17 protein-coding genes are annotated in these 16,536 nt (G+C 72.1%); 8 read left to right on the forward strand and 9 right to left on the reverse strand.

Annotated features, from left to right (window positions below):
* Positions 1-73: 73 nt before the first annotated feature.
* Positions 74-1,603 (reverse strand): aldehyde dehydrogenase family protein, encoded by a 1,530-nt coding sequence (locus tag VF557_17375; protein HEX8081987.1) that lies wholly within the window; start codon positions 1,601-1,603, stop codon positions 74-76.
* A gap of 11 nt (positions 1,604-1,614) precedes the next feature.
* A complete protein-coding gene (locus VF557_17380; protein HEX8081988.1) occupies positions 1,615-2,706 on the reverse strand; it encodes a saccharopine dehydrogenase C-terminal domain-containing protein in 1,092 nt (363 codons plus the stop codon).
* 118 nt (positions 2,707-2,824) lie between these two features.
* Here VF557_17380 and VF557_17385 point away from each other — a divergent pair, with 118 nt between their 5' ends.
* Positions 2,825-3,727 (forward strand): LysR family transcriptional regulator, encoded by a 903-nt coding sequence (locus tag VF557_17385; GenBank protein HEX8081989.1) that lies wholly within the window; start codon positions 2,825-2,827, stop codon positions 3,725-3,727.
* A 27-nt stretch (positions 3,728-3,754) separates the two neighbouring features.
* Here the strand turns inward: VF557_17385 and VF557_17390 are convergent, their stop codons facing one another.
* On the reverse strand, positions 3,755-4,393 hold the full coding sequence (locus VF557_17390) for an O-methyltransferase (GenBank protein ID HEX8081990.1): 639 nt from the start codon (positions 4,391-4,393) through the stop codon (positions 3,755-3,757).
* 60 nt (positions 4,394-4,453) lie between these two features.
* Positions 4,454-5,815 carry a pyridoxal-dependent decarboxylase gene (locus VF557_17395; protein ID HEX8081991.1) on the reverse strand — a complete coding sequence of 454 codons (1,362 nt, stop codon included), beginning with the start codon at positions 5,813-5,815 and terminating at the stop codon, positions 4,454-4,456.
* A gap of 184 nt (positions 5,816-5,999) precedes the next feature.
* On the opposite strand from VF557_17395, the gene sigE reads away from it, so the two are divergent.
* The 4 genes from sigE to VF557_17415 all read left to right on the forward strand — a co-directional run bounded on the left by sigE (position 6,000) and on the right by VF557_17415 (position 9,760).
* Positions 6,000-6,656 carry an RNA polymerase sigma factor SigE gene (gene sigE, locus VF557_17400; GenBank protein HEX8081992.1) on the forward strand — a complete coding sequence of 219 codons (657 nt, stop codon included), beginning with the start codon at positions 6,000-6,002 and terminating at the stop codon, positions 6,654-6,656.
* Entirely contained in the window at positions 6,657-7,598 is a 942-nt protein-coding gene (locus VF557_17405; GenBank protein ID HEX8081993.1) for a hypothetical protein, read from the forward strand.
* Positions 7,599-7,770: 172 nt separating this feature from the next.
* A complete protein-coding gene (locus VF557_17410; GenBank protein HEX8081994.1) occupies positions 7,771-9,327 on the forward strand; it encodes a trypsin-like peptidase domain-containing protein in 1,557 nt (518 codons plus the stop codon).
* Positions 9,328-9,346: 19 nt separating this feature from the next.
* On the forward strand, positions 9,347-9,760 hold the full coding sequence (locus VF557_17415) for a sec-independent translocase (protein ID HEX8081995.1): 414 nt from the start codon (positions 9,347-9,349) through the stop codon (positions 9,758-9,760).
* Between the two features lie 36 nt (positions 9,761-9,796).
* Here VF557_17415 and VF557_17420 read toward each other — a convergent pair whose 3' ends face one another.
* Positions 9,797-10,954: an Mrp/NBP35 family ATP-binding protein gene (locus VF557_17420; GenBank protein HEX8081996.1), complete on the reverse strand. Its 1,158-nt coding sequence runs from the start codon at positions 10,952-10,954 to the stop codon at positions 9,797-9,799.
* Between the two features lie 50 nt (positions 10,955-11,004).
* Between VF557_17420 and VF557_17425 the strand changes: the two genes are divergently transcribed.
* Positions 11,005-11,511, forward strand: a complete 507-nt coding sequence (locus tag VF557_17425; protein ID HEX8081997.1) for a MarR family transcriptional regulator — start codon at positions 11,005-11,007, stop codon at positions 11,509-11,511.
* A 109-nt stretch (positions 11,512-11,620) separates the two neighbouring features.
* On the forward strand, positions 11,621-12,670 hold the full coding sequence (locus VF557_17430) for an FAD-dependent oxidoreductase (GenBank protein HEX8081998.1): 1,050 nt from the start codon (positions 11,621-11,623) through the stop codon (positions 12,668-12,670).
* 10 nt (positions 12,671-12,680) lie between these two features.
* On the opposite strand, the gene VF557_17435 is transcribed toward VF557_17430, so the two are convergent.
* The 4 genes from VF557_17435 to VF557_17450 are packed head-to-tail and all read right to left on the reverse strand — an operon-like array spanning position 12,681 to position 15,527.
* On the reverse strand, positions 12,681-12,989 hold the full coding sequence (locus tag VF557_17435) for an AzlD domain-containing protein (protein ID HEX8081999.1): 309 nt from the start codon (positions 12,987-12,989) through the stop codon (positions 12,681-12,683).
* Positions 12,986-13,726, reverse strand: a complete 741-nt coding sequence (locus VF557_17440; protein HEX8082000.1) for an AzlC family ABC transporter permease — start codon at positions 13,724-13,726, stop codon at positions 12,986-12,988. The genes VF557_17435 and VF557_17440 overlap by 4 nt, the downstream gene beginning before the upstream one ends.
* A gap of 44 nt (positions 13,727-13,770) precedes the next feature.
* On the reverse strand, positions 13,771-14,250 hold the full coding sequence (locus VF557_17445) for a DUF1003 domain-containing protein (GenBank protein HEX8082001.1): 480 nt from the start codon (positions 14,248-14,250) through the stop codon (positions 13,771-13,773).
* Positions 14,247-15,527 carry a CBS domain-containing protein gene (locus VF557_17450; protein ID HEX8082002.1) on the reverse strand — a complete coding sequence of 427 codons (1,281 nt, stop codon included), beginning with the start codon at positions 15,525-15,527 and terminating at the stop codon, positions 14,247-14,249. The genes VF557_17445 and VF557_17450 overlap by 4 nt, the downstream gene beginning before the upstream one ends.
* A 54-nt stretch (positions 15,528-15,581) precedes the next feature.
* On the opposite strand from VF557_17450, the gene VF557_17455 reads away from it, so the two are divergent.
* Entirely contained in the window at positions 15,582-16,508 is a 927-nt protein-coding gene (locus tag VF557_17455) for a DMT family transporter (protein ID HEX8082003.1), read from the forward strand.
* Positions 16,509-16,536: the final 28 nt, after the last annotated feature.

Here is a 16,536-nt window from a genome sequence, read left to right on the forward strand (position 1 = left end):
CCGAAGCGGTTCAGGGGCATACCGACCCTCGACAGCAGCCAGGCGGTGACCAGCCGGCCCCGGCTGCGCGGGCTCAGCCGAATTGGACGCCCTGTGCCAGCGGCAACTCGGTCGAGTAGTTGATGGTGTTGGTGGTGCGGCGCATGTAGGCCTTCCAGGAGTCCGAGCCGGCCTCCCGACCGCCGCCGGTCTCCTTCTCGCCGCCGAACGCGCCGCCGATCTCGGCGCCGGACGGGCCGATGTTGACGTTGGCGATGCCGCAGTCCGAGCCCGCCGCGGACAGGAAGCGCTCGGCCTCGCGGACGTCGAGGGTGAAGATCGAGGAGGACAACCCCTGGGCCACGTCGTTCTGCATCGCGATCGCCTCGTCGAAGCTGTCGTAGCTGAGCACGTACATCAGCGGCGCGAAGGTCTCGGACTTCACGATGTCGCTCTGCCGCGGCATCCTCATGATCGCCGGCTGCACGTAGAAGGACTGCTCGGCCTGCTCGCCCTCGCCCAGTGACACCCGCTCGCCGCCGACGATCAGCTCGCCGCCGTCGGCCTGGGCCGCGGCCATCGCCTTTCCGAAGCTCTCGTAGGCGCCGCCGTCGATCAGCGGGCCGACCAGGGTGCCCTCTTCCAGCGGAGAGCCGATCGGCAGGGTGGCGTAGGCCTTCTTGAGGGCCTCGACCAGCTGGTCGGCGATCGAGGAGTGCACGATCACCCGGCGCAGGCTGGTGCAGCGCTGCCCGGCGGTGCCGGCGGCGGAGAACACGATGGCCCGGACGGTCAGTTCGAGGTCGGCGCTGGGCGCCACGATCGCGGCGTTGTTGCCGCCGAGTTCGAGCAGCAGCCGGCCGAAGCGGCCGGCCACCCGCGGCGCCACCGCCCGGCCCATCCGGGTCGAGCCGGTCACCGAGACCAGCGCCACCCGCGGGTCGTCCACCAGCGCCTGGCCGGTGTCGGCGCCGCCGAGGACCAGCTGGGACACCGCCTCCGGCGCCCCGACCCGGCGGGCGGCCTCGGCCGCCAGGGCCTGGCAGGCCAGCGCGGTGAGCACGGTCTTCTCCGACGGCTTCCAGACCACCGGGTCACCGCAGACCAGCGCCAGGGCCGAGTTCCACGACCACACCGCGACCGGGAAGTTGAACGCCGAGATGACGCCGACCACGCCGAGCGGGTGCCACTGCTCCATCATGCGGTGGCCGGGGCGCTCGGTGGCGATGGTGTTGCCGAACAGCTGCCGGGACAGCCCGACGGCCAGTTCGCAGATGTCGATCATCTCCTGGACCTCGCCGAGGCCCTCGGAGACGATCTTGCCGGCTTCGATGGACACCAGCGCGCCGAGGTCCTGCTTGTGCTCGCGCAGCAAGTTGCCCAGCTCGCGCACCAGCTGGCCGCGGACCGGGCCGGGCGTCACCCGCCACTGCTCGAAGGCCTGCTGGGCGCGGCCGACGATGTCGGCGACCTCCTCGGCGCTGTGCGAGCGCAGCCGGCCCAGCTCGCCGCCGGTGATCGGGGAGTGGCAGCTGAGGTCGCCGTCAGCGCTGAAGGGGTTGCCGACGCCGAGCCGGGACAGGATGTCGCCGGTGCGAGTGGTCAAGTCGTCGTGAGAGATCATGGCAGTCATTTTCAGACCTTTCCGAGGTCGCCGAACAGGGCGCCGCTCTTGGTGGACAGCAGGTCGGCGAAGGAGATGTCCTCCTGCTTGACGAAGCCGACCTGCGGAAGCCGGCCGTCGGCGACCAGCTCGACGACCGCGGCCGCCGAGGCAGCCGTGGTCCAGGAGATGGCGCGCCAGTTGCGGCCGTCGATCGCCAGCGGCTGGTAGGCCCGGACGTACTGCTTGCGGTACAGCTGGCCGCCGGTGGCTTCGGCGCGGCCCTCGACCGCGGCGTGCAGGTAGACCACGTCGTCATCGACCGGCGGCTTGGCCTCGACCAGGATCTCGCCGGCCAGCTCGCGGCGCTCGCGCAGCCCCAGCTCGTCGAAGAAGAACCGCATCAGCTCGAAGTGGCCCGGGTAGCGCATGGTCTTGTAGTCCAGCCGTTGCACCCGGCCGGCGTAGGTGTCGCACATGGTGCCCAGCCCGCCCGAGGTCAGCGAGGCCTCGAGCTCGATGCCACCGATCACCACCCGCTCGTTCTCGGTCATCGCCGGCACCATCTGCCGGTGCCCGCCGCGCAGCACCTCGCAGTCGTTGAGGTACTCGTTCACCACGCCTTCGGAGGACCAGTTGAAGGCGTAGCCGAGCAGGCCGGCCGGGTGCCGGGGCAGCGCGCCGACCTTCAGCTCGATCGAGCGGATCTGGTCGAACTGCTTGGCCAGCCACGAGCCGACGATGCCGATCAGGCCAGGGGCCAGGCCGCACTGCGGCGCGTAGACCGCGCGCGGGTCCTGCGCGGCCAGTTCCAGCACCCGGTTGGTGGTCGGCACGTCCTCGGTGAGGTCGAAGTAGTGCACGCCGATGTCGTGAGCCGCCTCGGCGACCCCGAGATTCAGGTTGTACGGCAGGCACGACACCACGGCGTCGGCGCCGGTCAGCGCGGACCGCAGTCCGGCTCCGTCGCGGACGTCGAGCTCCTTGCAGGTGAACGGCAGGTCGCTGCGGGTCCTGGCGTCGAAGGCGGTGACGGTGAAGCCGGAGTCCGACAGCAGCAGGGCGACCAGTTCGCCGACCTTGCCGAGTCCGACCACTCGAACCTCATTGATCGAGCGTTGCATGTAGGGGTGATCCTTCCTTCGACGCCGCTGAACCACGTGCAGCTGCGCTTACGATAGTCTCAGAATCGTCATTAGAGAATATGATGGTGGTCCCTAGCGTAGAGGATGGCCCCCAAGAGTGAGCACACCCCTTGATGTCGGCAGGCTGCGACTGCTGCGCGAGGTCGATCTGCGCGGCTCCATCGCCGCCGCGGCCCGCGAGGTCGGCCTGACGCCCTCGGCGGTGTCCCAGCAGCTGAGCATCCTCGAGCGGGAAGCCGGCACCGCGCTGCTGGACCGCTCGCCGCGCGGAGTGCTGCTCACCGGGGCAGGCCAGGCGCTGGTCGTCCGGGCCCGTTCCATCCTGGAGCTGCTGGAGGAGGCCCGCGCCGACCTGGACCGGCTGACCGGTGAGCTGTCCGGGCATGTCCGGATCGGCACCGTCGCCTCGGCCGCCGCCGCCCTGGTCAGCGAGGCCGCGATCCGGCTGGCGGCCGAGCACGCCGCCCTGGAGCTGACCGTCACGGTGGCCGAGCCGGCCCGCAGCATCGATCAGCTGCTCAACGGCGACCTCGACATCGCCGTGGTGGACTTCTACGACGGGGTGCCGGTCGCGGTGCCCGACTACCTGATGGCCACCGACCTGTGCACCGAGCCGCTGGTGGTGGTCAGCGCCGTCGGGGCGTTGCCGGGGCTGGGTGAGGTGAAGCTCGCGGCGCTGTCGGGCGCCAACTGGGTGATGCCGCCGCTGGACGCGGCCTGTGGCCAGGCCGTCCGGTTCGCCTGCCGCGCCGAAGGCTTCGAGCCCCGGGTCCGCTGGGAGACCGACGACATGCTGCTGCTGGTGCGGGCCGTGGCGGCCGGCCACGGCATCGCCGTGCTGCCCCGGCTGGCGGTGGCCGACAAGGTCGCCGAGGTCGACATCAGGCCGCTGGCCGAGCCGAGCATGAGCCGGCGGCTGCTGGCCCTGACCCGCAGCTCGAGCCAGGAACGCCCGATCATCCGGGCCGCCCTGGAACAGCTGGTCAAAGCCACCGGCTGATCAGAGCTGGTCAAAGCCACCGGCTGATCAGCGCTTGGCGGCCACCAGCAACCCGTCGCCCACCGGCAGCAGCACCGGCACCAGCCGGGGGTCATCGCGCACCGCCCGGCCCAGCTCGCGCAGCGCCACCGTCTCGGCGTCGCGGGCGTTCGGATCGGCCACCCGGTCGTGCCAGAGCGCGTTGTCGAAGGCCAGCACGCCGCCGCTGCGCAGCAGCCGGACGCCCTGCTCGAAGTACTCGCTGTAACCGGTCTTGTCGGCGTCGACGAACATCAGGTCGTAGGAGCCGTCGTTGAGCCGGGGCAGCACCTCGGCCGCGGCGCCGTTGATCAGCCGGTACCGGGTGGTGCCGATGCCGGCCTCGCCGAAGGCCTGCCGGGTGGCCCGCTGGTGCTCGGGCTCGGTGTCGACAGTGGTGAGCACGCCGTCCGGGCGCATGCCGGCCAGCAGCCACAGTCCCGAGACGCCGGCGCCGGTGCCGACCTCGACCACGGACTTGGCGCTGACCAGGGTGGCCAGCAGCCGCAGGGTCGCCCCGCCGGCCCGGCCGATCGGGGTGCAGCCGAGTTCGGCGCCCCGGGCCCGGGCTGCCGCGGTGACTTCGTCCTCGGCCAAGAAGTTCTCGGCGTAGACGAGGCTGGATGAGTTGAGATACGCGTCGGCCATGGCTTCAGACTCTACCGAGCACCCGAGCCGCTCAGGCCCGGCCGGGCCGAGGCCGAGCGGCTATTTCATCGAATCGATGATCAGGGCCAGGTCGTTGACGGTGGTCTCGGGGTTGACGATGGCGAACCGGGTGCAGGACTGCCCGGCGTGCCGGGTCGGGGTCACGAAGGCGAAGCCGGCCGCCAGCATCCGCGCCGTCCAGAGGTTGTAGTCATCGGACTGCCAGCCGATCCGCTCGAAGATCAGCACTGACAGGTCCGGCTCCACCAGCAGCCGGACGTGCTCGGCCGCCTCGATCAGCTCCGCCCCGCCCCGGGCCACCTGCAGCGTCTGCTCGACCGCCTCGGTGTAGGCGGCGGTGCCGTGCACGGCGAGTGAGAACCAGAACGGCAGCCCCCGGGCCCGCCGGGTCAGCTGGACCGAGAAGTCACTGGGATTCCACTCACCCTCCACCGTGACCGCGTCGAGGTAGCCGGCCTTCTGGGTGTGCGCGGCGCGGGCCAGCACCGGGTCGCGGTAGACCAGCGCGCAGCAGTCATACGGGGCGAACAGCCACTTGTGCGGATCGACGATGAACGAGTCGGCGTGCTCGATGCCGTCGAACAGCGCGCGAACCGAGGGCGCGGCCAGCCCGGCGCCGCCGTAGGCGCCGTCGATGTGGAACCACCAGTCCCGTTCCCGGGCCACCTCGGCGATTCCGGCCAGGTCGTCCACCACGCCGGAGTTGGTGGTGCCGGCGGTGCCCACGACGGCGAAGATCCCGTCGATCTCGGACTCGGGCAACTCGGCCAGCCGGGCCCGGATGCCGGCCCCGGTCAGCCGGCCGCGCTCGTCGCCGGGCACCTGCACCACGCCGACGTCCATCACCACCTGCAGCGAGTGCTTGACCGAGGAGTGCGTCTCGTCGGTGACCAGCACCGACCAGCGGGCCGGCGGATCGCCCTGGCGCTTGTGCCGGGCGGCCTCGCGGGCCGACACCAGGGCCGACAGGTTGCCGATGGTGCCGCCCTGCACGAAGACCCCGCCGGCCTCCTCGGGAAAGCCGGCCAGGTCAGCGATCCAGCGCAGCGCCTGGTTCTCCACGTACACCGCGCCGGAGCCCTCCAGCCAGGTGCCGCCGTAGACGCTGGAGGCGCCGACCAGCATGTCGAAGGCGGCCGAGGCCTTGGTCGGCGCGCCGGGGATGAAGGACAGGTAGCGCGGATGGTCCACCGACAGGCAGGCCGGGGCCAGCACGTGCTCCCACAACCGCAGCGCCTCGTCGGCGCCGATGCCGGTCTCGGTGACGGTGACTCCGGCGGCCGCGCTCAGCTGGTCCGGGGTGAGCGAGCGGTCCAGCGGCGCATGCATCGCCAACCGGTCCAGGCACAGCTCGGCCAGCGACCGGGCCATGGCCGCGCTAACGTCGGTGTAGGTGTGCACGGCTGGAGCCTAGACATCGGAGGAGGTGAAAGCTGCTTCGACGCCGGAAACGCCGCGCCGGAACCCCCGCCGGGGAACGTGAGCGCTTGGTGAGACGTTTAACCAATACACAGCCACTGCTGCGAGGCTTATGTGGTCCTGGCCAGAACAGGCGGGGCACCACTGAGAAATGGGTGATCGTTCGATGTCCACGCTGAACCTCGGTGTGGCTAGCTCGATGGGTGGACAACGGGCGGCCCAGCCGCCGGTGACCGCAGAGTCCTCGCATGCCGCAGAGCCGACCGCCTGGGTCGCGCCGTCCTGGGATGACATAGTGCGCCAGCACGCCGACCGGGTGTACCGGTTGGCCTACCGGCTCTCGGGCAACCGCTCCGACGCCGAAGACCTGACCCAAGAGACCTTCGTCCGGGTGTTCCGCTCGCTGGCCGATTACACCCCGGGAACGTTCGAGGGCTGGCTGCACCGGATCACGACCAACCTGTTCCTGGACATGGTGCGCCGCCGGCAGAAGATCCGGTTCGACGCCCTTGCCGAGGACGCCTCCGAGCGGCTGGCCTCCGACGAGCCGGGACCCGAGCGGGCCTACGAGCAGAACAACCTCGACCCCGAGATCCAGCGCGCGCTCGACGCGCTGCCGGCCGACTTCCGGGCCGCCGTGGTGCTCTGTGACCTCGAAGGCCTCACCTACGAAGAGATCGCCCTCACCCTCGACATCAAGGTCGGGACGGTCCGCTCCCGCATTCACCGGGGCAGGGTGCTGCTGCGCGAGGCGCTGGCCCATCGCGCGCCCTCCAGCAGGCCCGATGAGCTGGGCGCCGACCCGGGAGTGGTGATCGCCTAAATGACCAGCCCGGTGTTCGGCCTGCCGCACCTGTCCGAGGACGCCGTCGCGGCTTTCGCCGACGGCGTGCTCTCGGCGGCTGCGGCGAGCCGGGCACGGCGGCACTGCGCGGAGTGCGTCGAGTGCGCGGACGCCGTCCGGGGCCAGCGCGAGACGGCGATGATGCTGCGAGCCGCGCAGGCTCCGGCGCTGCCGTCCGGCCTGCTCGACCGGCTGGCCGGTCTGCCGATGTCCACCCCGTTGCCGCCGCCCTCGCGCGGCGGGCTGCCGACGGTGCTCGGCGCCGACGGCACCGCGATGTTCATCGCGCACGACGCGCACAAGGCCCGCGGCCTGCAGGCCCGGGACTCGCTGGAGCGTGAGGTGCGGGCCCGCGACGCGCTCGAGCGTGAGGCCCGCGACCCGCGAGCCGGCCAGCCTTCCGCCGGAGAGCAGCCCGAGGCGGCTGCCCCGCCACCGGCCCGACCGGTGCACCGTCGCGCCGCGCTGCCGGTGACCGTGCTGGCCTCGGCCGCCGCGGTGGTCGCGGCGGGCACCTTCGGCGGGCAGGTCTCGACGCTGGCCGCCGTCGGCGACCGGCAGGCGCCCGCCGGCGCGGCCAACGTGGTCGGCTCGGTGACCGGGAGCCAGAACGCGGCGCTGCGCTCGTCCAACCCGCTCAACCCCGCCGTCCGGCTCGGCGTCAGCCGGCCGTCGGCCGGCCCGGCAAGCACCGACCAGCCGGCCACGCCGGCCCTGCGGGTAGGCCTGCGGGCGGACTCGGTGACGCTGGCCCCGGTGCCGCGGACCTCCCAGCGCAGTGACCAGGCGGCCAGCGACGCGTCCTGGAGCCGGCTGGTCGGCGCGCAGGCCGAGGCCGATCGATCCGTGCCGGGCAACGACGCCCGCTCGCCGGCCGGCTTCGAGCCGACGCCGGCCGGCGCGCCCGTGGCCACGCCCTAGGGTTCATGGATCGCGGCCGGCAACCCGAGCTGCCCGAGTGGACTCGGCCGAACCTGGGCGCCGACGCGCCGGGCTTGGTCCGGACCGCGCCGCTCAGGCAGACTCAGACGATCGATCCCACTTTCCGGTGCGACCAGGTCACCGGGAGCGGCATCCCACGGACGGAGGGTATGTGAGCGACGACCAGGTCGACTCCTCGCCGTTCGCCCGCCCCGATGGCGCCGAGGGATCATTCCAGCCACCTCCGCCGGCGCCCGCTGAGCAGGCCGCGTCCAGGCCGCAGGTCTCAGCCGCCGACCGCGAGATCTTCAGCCCGCCGGCGGGCTCGGACGCGGCGTTCGCGCCGGCGCCGGGGGACCGGATGCCGGCCCGGCACAGCCCGCTGCGGCAGCCGGTGCCGGCCGAGCTCGCACAGGTCTACGCGGGCGCGGGCGCCGGGTCGTTCGCGCCCGCGCCGGGGGACCGGCTCAGCCCGTCCCTGCCCGGCCCGGGCTCGCCCTGGTGGAAGCCGGACGCGGCGACCGACCCGTGGCGCGACCCGCAGTCGCCGTACTGGATCGCCGGACCGCCGGTGTACGCCGAGGACGAGGTCATCGGCATGGCCGAGGCCGTCGAGGACCAGGACAAGACCGAGCCCGCCCCGGCCCCTTCGGGCAAGCGGGCCAGGTTCGGGCTGTCGGCGCTGGCGATGGTGCTGGTGGCCGGCCTGGTCGCGGGCCTGCTCGGCGGCGGGGTCGGGTACTGGCTGTCCGAACGGGCCCACGACGTGCTGACCGATCCCAACGTCAAGCTAGCCAAGACCGACACGCCCGCCAACCGGCCGCCCGGCTCGGTGGCAGACATCGCCAAGCGGGTCAGCCCGGCGGTGGTGTCGGTCGACGTCCGCTCCGCCGACGCGGCCGGGTCCGGCTCGGGCGTGATCATCGACAAGGGCGGCTACATCCTGACCAACAACCACGTGGTCGCCTTCCCCGGCACACCGACGATCCGGGTGGTGTTCGCCGACCGGTCCTCGGCCCCGGCCCGAGTGGTGGGAACCGATCCCCGCAATGACCTGGCGGTGCTCAAGGTCACCAAGACCGACCTCACGGTGGCGACCCTGGGCGACTCGGACAGCCTGGCGGTCGGTGATCCGGTGGTCGCCATCGGAGATCCGCTGGGCCTGCGTGGCACGGTGACCGCCGGAATCGTCTCGGCCCTGAACCGGCCGCTCCGGCTGCCGGGCGAGAACGGCGAGCCGGACGCGGTGATCGACGCGGTGCAGACCGACGCCTCGATCAACCCGGGCAACTCCGGCGGCGCGCTGGTCGACGCCGCCGGGGCGGTGGTGGGCATCAACACCGCGATCGCCTCGGTCAGCCAGTCCAATGGCCAGAGCGGCAATATCGGGGTCGGCTTCGCCATTCCGGTCAACACCGCCCGCGCCGTCGCCGAGGAGCTGATCCAGACCGGCAAGGTCCGGCACGCCGACCTCGGGGCCAGCAGCCGCAGCGTCACCGACGGCACCCGGGACGGCGCCTACCTCGTGCAGATCGTCCCGAACGGCCCGGCTGCCAAGGCCGGGCTGAAGGAGGGTGACGTGGTGACCCTGTTCGAAGACACCCTGATCGACTCCGGTGACGCGCTGACGGTCGCGGTCGCCGAGTCGCGGCCGGGTGACACCGTCACGCTGCGCTACGTCCGCGACGGCGTCACCGGGCAGGCCAAGGTCACCCTCGGCAGCAGCTGAGCCCGGCTAGGCTGAGTTTGTGTTCAACATCGGCGCGCTCGAGTTCGTGGTGCTCGCGGCTGTCGCGCTGATCGTGTTCGGCCCCGAACGGTTACCCGAGTTGGCCAGGGACGCCGCCCGGATGTTGCGGACGCTGCGCGATGTCGCCCAGGGCGCGCGGACCCAGCTCAACACCGAACTCGGGCCGGAATTCGCCGACTTCGACCTGTCGTCGTTGAACCCGCGCACCGCGATCAAGAACGCCCTGCTGGGCGATGAGGACTTCACCTCGCTGAACCCGCGGGACTCGATCCAGCGCGCGCTGCGCGGCGAGGACGAGCCGGACCGGCTGTCGTCCACGATCGATCTCAGCAAGCCGGCGACGCCGGACCCGCCGGCGGACCTGCCGCTGGGCCCGGGGGAGCGGCCCCCGATCGACCCCGACGCCACCTGAGCCGAATCCTGGTAGGCCGGGGCGCGGCCTGGCGGATCAGCGAGCGGCGACCGACAGCCCGAGCGGGCGGCCCACCAGGCTGCGCTGCCGCCCGGCCAGGGTGTCGGCGATCGCGCCGAACGCCCGGCTGGCGGGCGAGTCCGGCTGCGAGAGCACGATCGGCGTGCCGTCATCGCCGCCCTCGCGGATGGCCACCTCCATCGGCACCTGGCCCAGCAGGCCGACCTTGGTGCCGGTCGACTCGGTCAGCGATTCGGCCACCGCCTGGCCGCCGCCGGCGCCGAACAGCTCCATCCGGCTGCCGTCGGGCAGGTCCAGCCAGCTCATGTTCTCCACGACGCCGACGATCTGCTGGTGGGTCTGCAGGGCGATGGAGCCGGCCCGCTCGGCCACCTCGCGGGCGGCCAGCTGCGGCGTGGTGACCACCAGCAGCTCGGCCGAGGGCACCAGCTGAGCCAGCGAGATCGCGATGTCACCGGTTCCCGGCGGCAGGTCCATCAGCAGCACGTCCAGCTCGCCCCAGTAGACATCGGCCAGGAACTGCTGCAGGGCCCGGTGCAGCATCGGCCCGCGCCACACCACCGCGGTGTTGCCGGGGGTGAACATGCCGATCGAGATCACCTTCACCCCGTGCGCCTGCGGCGGCATGATCATCTTCTCGACCTGGGTCGGCTTGCCGGTCACGCCCAGCATCCGGGGCACCGAGAAGCCGTAGATGTCGGCGTCCAGCACGCCCACCCGCAGGCCGCGCTGGGCCAGCGCCACCGCCAGGTTCACCGTCACCGAGCTCTTGCCGACCCCGCCCTTGCCCGAGGCGACCGCGTACACCCTGGTGGGTGAGCCGGGCTGGGCGAACGGGATCTCGTTCACCGGGTTGTCGCCGCGCAGCTTGGTGCGCAGGTCGGTGCGCTGCGCGTCGTTCATCACGCCCAGCTCCACGGCCACCGAGGACACCCCGGGCACCGCCGACACCGCGGCGGTCACATCATGGGTGAGCTTCTCGCGCATCGGGCAGCCGGCGACCGTCAGCAGCACCCGGACGCTGGTAGCGCCGTCCGCGGCGACGCTGACCCGCTCCACCATGCCCAGCTCGGTGATGGGCCGGTGGATCTCGGGGTCCTGCACGCCGGCCAGCGCCGCCGAGATCGCGGCCTGCAGCGTGCTGGGGTCCCGCTCTACTTCATTAATAGACACACCAAAGATCCTACGGCGGCGCATCCGGCGTCACTACGATGTGGGTGGTGATGCCCGATTCCGACGATGCCGCCGCGGCTCCGCCAGCCGCTGCGGCCCAGTCGCTGAGCCCAGATGACTGGCGGCTTGCGGTGTGGCGCAGTTTTCTGCGAACCCACAATCACCTGCTGCGCCAGCTGGAGCATCAACTGCAGGAACACGGCAAGATAGCGATCGCCGGATATGACGTGCTGGTGCAGCTGGCCGAGGCGACTGACAACAGGTTGCGGATGTCGGAGCTGGCCGAGGCGGTGCTGCTCTCACGCAGCGGGCTGACCAGGCTGGTCGACCGGCTGCAGAAGGACGGCCTGGTGCTTCGCCAACCCGACCCCGAGGACGCCCGGGGCATGTTCACGGTGCTGACCGGCAAGGGCCGCGACACCCTGCGCGACGCCTCGAAGGTTCACCTGGCCGGGGTGTCGGAGCTGGTGTTGGGTCGGCTGTCCGAGCCCGAGCTGCGCCAGCTGGAGGCCCTGATGGTCAAACTCGACCCGGTGCCTGTCAGGAGTGGCCGGTAGTTCGGGGCACCTGCCGCGGTGCGCCGCCATCCTCTGGACCGAGCCCGGGATGTCAGACATAGTGTGCGGACCCGGACATGGGCGAATCAGGCGTTAGGGGAAGCTGGCCGTGGCACATGTATCTGTGGTGGGCGGCGGCATGGCCGGCGCCCTGCTGGCCTGGCGGCTTGCCCAGCAACCTGGCGTCAACCGCGTCTCGATCGCGCCCGGGCCGGCCGGCGCCCGGGATGCGACCGCGGCCTCCGGCGGCGCCATTCGCGGCTACGAGGCCGATCCGGCCGCCCGGCAGCTGGCCGTCGACAGCATGATCGAGCTGCTCGGCGATGACCGGCTGCGCGACTGGGCCGGCTACCTCGAGTCGGGTTCGATCTACCGGCCGCTGGAACCGGCCGGTCTCCAGAGCGCCGCCGCTGAGCTGGACGCCCGGCTGCCCGGATCGGTCGAGCTGCTGTCGGCCGAGCAGCTGGCGGGCCGTGGCTGGCTGATGAGCCCGGACGAGCTGGCCGGCGACGGCCCGCTCGCGCTGGCGGAGCGGCAGGCGGGCAGCCTGGACCCGGATCGGCTGCGCGGTCGGGTGCTGGCCGATCTGGCCGGCCGCCGCCAGGTGCGGGTGCTCGACGAGGGGCCGGTCGAGAAGCTGGAGCCGGGCGGCTTCCGGCTGGCCGGCGTCGCGCACAGCTGTGACCTGCTGGTGCTGGCGGCCGGCGCCTGGACGCCTGCCCTGCTGCGCGCGTCCGGCTGGGACAGCGACGGGCTGAGCACCAAGGCCATCCAGTACACGGTGTTCGGCGTGGACGACTGGCAGCCGGGCACCTTCGTCGACGAGGTCAGCGGCCTGTACGGCAAGACGGCCGCGACCGGCATGCTGGTGGGACTGCCCACCCAGGCCTGGAACATCGACCCGGACGCCCCGCCGCCGAACCCGGAGCTCAGCCAGCAGGTCTTCGAGCTGGCCAGCAGCCGCTTTCCACGGCTCCGCCTGCGGGCCGGCGCCCAGCCGGTGGTGGCGCCGGACTGCTACAGCGCCGACTCGCTGCTGGCCCTGCGGCCGGTTGCCGGGACCGGTGACCAGGTCTTCACCTTCACCGGCGGATCGGGCGGCGCGGCCAAGCTCGTGCTCGCCGCCAGCGCGCGAGCTGCCGGCCAGCTCGCAGGCTGAAACCGGGCGCTTACGAGACGCCGGCCAGCCGGAGCGACGCGGTGGTGGCGGCCGCGGCTAGCACGACCACGAGAAAGGGCAGCCGGCGCAGGGCGAGCAGCCCGCCGACCAGCACGCCGGCCGGCCGGGCCCAGCCGGCGAAGCCGTGACCGGTGGTCAGGCTCGAGACCGCCACCAGCGCGCAGAGCAGCACGGTCGCAGCGATCGACAGCAGCCACAGCGTCCGCGCCGACAGGGTGATCCGGTTGCGCAGCACAGGTCCGGCCAGCCGCAGGCCGTAGGTGCCGCCGGCCAGCACCAGGATCGCCAGCAGGTTCATGCCGGGTCCGCCTCCTCACTCGCCGGACCGGCGGGGCGGGGCTGGTGGCTGACTGCGACGAGCACGCCCAGCAGGGCCAGCAGGACGGGCAGTCCGGCCGGCAGCACGGGGGTGGCCAGCAAGGCGATCGCCGCGCCCACCAGGCTCGCTCGCAGCGCGTAGGAGCCCGACCCGGGGTCTCGCAGCACCGGCAGCACCAGGGCCAGCAGGATCGTCGGGGCGGCCGCGTCCAGGCCCAGCGCGTTGGGGTCGCCGATCACCTGACCGGCCAGCACGCCGATGACGGTGCCCAGATTCCAGGTGAGGTACATCAGCACGCCGAAGACCGCGAAGACCGCCCGTCGCCGGCTCAGGCCCTGCTGGGTCATCACGAAGGCGACGGATTCGTCGAAGATCAGGTGGCTTCCCAGCAGCCGTTTGGGCCATGAGACCGCGAGCACGTCCGTGACCGCCAGACCGAAGGGCAGCAGCCGCAGGTTCAGCACCAGGCCGGCGACCACGGCTGCCACGGCGGTGCCGCCGCTGAGCACCACCCCCAGCGCGGCGAACTGGGCGCCGCCGGCGAAGACCAGCGGCGACATCAGCAGGGCCACCCAGGCAGGCTGGCCGCCGGCCACCGCGATGGCGCCGAAGGAGGCGCCCACCACGCCGTTGGCGAGGGAGACCAGCACCAGGTCACGTACCAGGGAGCGCTCGAGTGTTCTGTAGAGCGAACGCATGGCGCTGGAGCCCGTCACCTTTCTGATCTTCGTGATGGAACACGTCCAGCCGGTGGGGCTCGTCAGCCGTCCCGGTCCTCGGCGAGGCCCCGTTCCAACCGGGTCAGCTCCGAACGCAGGTAGTCACGGGTGGCCACATCGCCGAGGGCGATCCGGATCGCGGCGATCTCGCGCGCCAGGTACTCGGCGTCGGCGATGGCGCGCTGGTCCCGCCTGCGGTCGGCGTCGGCCTGGATCCGGTCCCGGTCGGCCTGCCGGTTCTGAGCCAGCAGGATCAGCGGCGCGGCGTAGGCGGCCTGGGTGGAGAAGGCCAGGTTCAGCAGGATGAACGGGTACGGGTCGAACTTCCACACACCCATGGCCAGCACGTTGAAAGTGATCCAGCAGATCACCAGGAAGGTCTGGATGGCCAGGTAGCGAGCGGTGCCGAAGAACCGGGCGATGCCTTCGGCCGCCGTCCCCATCGCGTCGGCGCTGAACCTGGGCGCGCGCAGGCTCCGAGGCGCCTTCGGCTGATCGAGCCGGCGACGCGGCTCGGTCACTCGGCTCTCCGGCGGGTGATGGCGGCGTCGGCGGGCTGCTCGTCGCGATCGCGCCAGTCCTCCGGCAGCAGGTGGTCGATCACGTCGTCGACGCTGACCGCGCCCAGCAGCCGGTCGTTCTCGTCCACCACCGGCACCGCGACCAGGTTGTAGGTCGCCAGGTGCCGGGTCACCTCGTGCAGGGTCGACTCCGGCGTCAACGGGTCGATGCCGTCATCGAGCACTCCGGACACCAGCGAGGACGGCGGCTCGCGCAGCAACCGCTGGAAGTGCGCCACCCCGAGATAGCGCCCGGTCGGGGTGGCCTGGGGCGGGCGGACCACGTACACCTGGGCGGCCAGCGCCGGCGACAGGTCGGGATTGCGCAACCTGGCCAGCGCCTCGGCGACGGTGGCGTCGGGCAGCAGCACCACCGGCTCCGAGGTCATCATGCCGCCGGCGGTGTACTCGCCGTAGGTCATCAGCCGGCGGACCGGGGCGGCCTCTTCCGGCTCCATGATCTCCAGCAGGCGTTCCTGCTCGTCGGCGGGCAACTCGCGCAGCAGGTCGGCCGCGTCGTCGTCGTTCATCTTCTCCAGGATGTCGGCGGCACGCTCGTCGGTCAGCCCGCTGATGATGTTGATCTGGTCCTCTTCGGGCAGCTCCTCCATCACGTCGGCCAGCCGGTCGTCGTTGAGGGCTTCGGCCACCTCTTGCTGCCGCTTGTCCGGCATGCCCTGCAGCTGGGCGGCCAGGTCGGCCGGCCGCAGCCCGGCCAGCACCGCCAGCAGCGAGTCCGCGCCCTGCCCCTTCTCGGTCGCCGACAGCCCGTCCACGTCGTTCCAGTCGACCTGCTGCAGCACCGCCCGGCGCCGTCCGAGCTTGCCGGTGGCTGCGCGCACCGCCAGCTTGGTGATCACCCAGTCCTTGGTGCGGCTCTGCTCCATGGCGGCGTCGACCACCACCATCCGGGCGCCGTCCTCGATCCGCACGACGGTCCGGTCCAGCACCTCGCCCAGCACCAGCAGCTCGTTGGGCCGCTGCTCGAAGCGCTTGATGTTGACGCTGCCGGTGGTCAGCACCACCGCCTCCGGCTCGATCCGGGTGACCCGCCCCATCGGGACGAAGATCCGGCGCCGGTGCTGCACCTCGACCACCAGGCCGAGGATGCGTGGTGGCTGGCGTCCCACCCGCAGGGTCGCCACCGCGTCGCGGACCCGGCCCAGCTGGTCGCCGTTGGGGTCATAGACCCCCAGGCCGGCCAGCCTGGCCACGAAGACGCGGGTCGCGGTGCTCACGGGCAAAGCTTAGTGGGCATGAGGCCCGCGAATTCGGACTGACAAGATGGTCGGGTGTCGCGGATCGAGCAGTCCCACGAGTCGCTGACGCTGCCGCCGGCCCGCGACGCCGGACTGCTGGCGATAGCGCTGGCCGGGGTGTCGGCGTCCGGGCCGATCATGGCCGCCACCGCGGCGCCCGCGCTGGCCATCGCGTTCTGGCGAAATGCGCTCGGCGCCGGCAGCACCGGCCTGTTCGTCGGCCTGCGGCACCGGGCCGAGTTCGCCGCCCTGGACCGGCGGGGCTGGGCGGTGGCCTCGCTCGCCGGGGTGTTCCTGGCGTTGCACTTCGGCACCTGGGTGCCCTCGATCAAGCTGACCTCGGTCGCCTCGGCCACCGCCCTGGTCGCCACCCAGTCGGTGTTCACCGGGTTGATCGCGGCGGCGGCCGGCCGCCGGCTGCCCCGGATCGCCTGGCTGGGCATGGTCCTGGCGATCATCGGCACCGCCCTGATCGCCGGGGCCGACTTCGGCATCTCGGCGCGGGCGCTGGCCGGCGACGGGCTGGCGTTGCTCGGCGGGATCTTCGCGGCGGCCTACGTCACCGCCGGCGCCAGCGCCCGCCGGGAGATGTCCACCTCGGCCTACACCACGATCTGCTACAGCGTGTGCGCGCTGGGGCTGCTGGTGGTCTGCCTCGCAGCCCGCCAGCCCCTCAGCGGCTACTCCGGCAAGGCCTGGCTGCTGATCCTGGCGGTGACGGTGAGCGCCCAGCTGCTCGGGCACAGCCTGTTCAACGTGGTGCTGCGCTCGGTCAGCGCCACGTTCGTCAGCCTGACCATCCTGATCGAGGTCCCCGGGGCGGCGCTGATCGCCGGGCTCTGGCTGGACCAGTGGCCCCCGCTCAGCGCGATCCCCGGGCTGGTGTTGCTGCTGGCCGGCCTGATCGTGGTGGTCCGGGCCCGTCAGCCGGGTGCCGAGCCGGTGCCCGACCTGGACTGAGGCCGCTACTGGTAGGCGCCGTATTCAG

It is taken from the genome of Jatrophihabitans sp., from assembly GCA_036389035.1.
GTDB lineage: Bacteria > Actinomycetota > Actinomycetes > Mycobacteriales > Jatrophihabitantaceae > Jatrophihabitans_A.

Excerpts from the sequence above, each read along its gene's own strand:
- VF557_17405 (HEX8081993.1), top strand. The coding sequence starts at position 6,657 with ATGACCAGCCCGGTGTTCGGCCTGCCGCACCTGTCCGAGGACGCCGTC.
- VF557_17380 (HEX8081988.1), bottom strand. The coding sequence starts at position 2,706 with ATGCAACGCTCGATCAATGAGGTTCGAGTGGTCGGACTCGGCAAGGTC.
- VF557_17390 (HEX8081990.1), bottom strand. The coding sequence starts at position 4,393 with ATGGCCGACGCGTATCTCAACTCATCCAGCCTCGTCTACGCCGAGAAC.
- VF557_17435 (HEX8081999.1), bottom strand. The coding sequence starts at position 12,989 with ATGAACCTGCTGGCGATCCTGGTGCTGGCCGGCGGCACCTACGGCCTG.
- VF557_17425 (HEX8081997.1), top strand. The coding sequence starts at position 11,005 with ATGCCCGATTCCGACGATGCCGCCGCGGCTCCGCCAGCCGCTGCGGCC.
- VF557_17375 (HEX8081987.1), bottom strand. The coding sequence starts at position 1,603 with ATGATCTCTCACGACGACTTGACCACTCGCACCGGCGACATCCTGTCC.
- sigE (HEX8081992.1), top strand. The coding sequence starts at position 6,000 with ATGTCCACGCTGAACCTCGGTGTGGCTAGCTCGATGGGTGGACAACGG.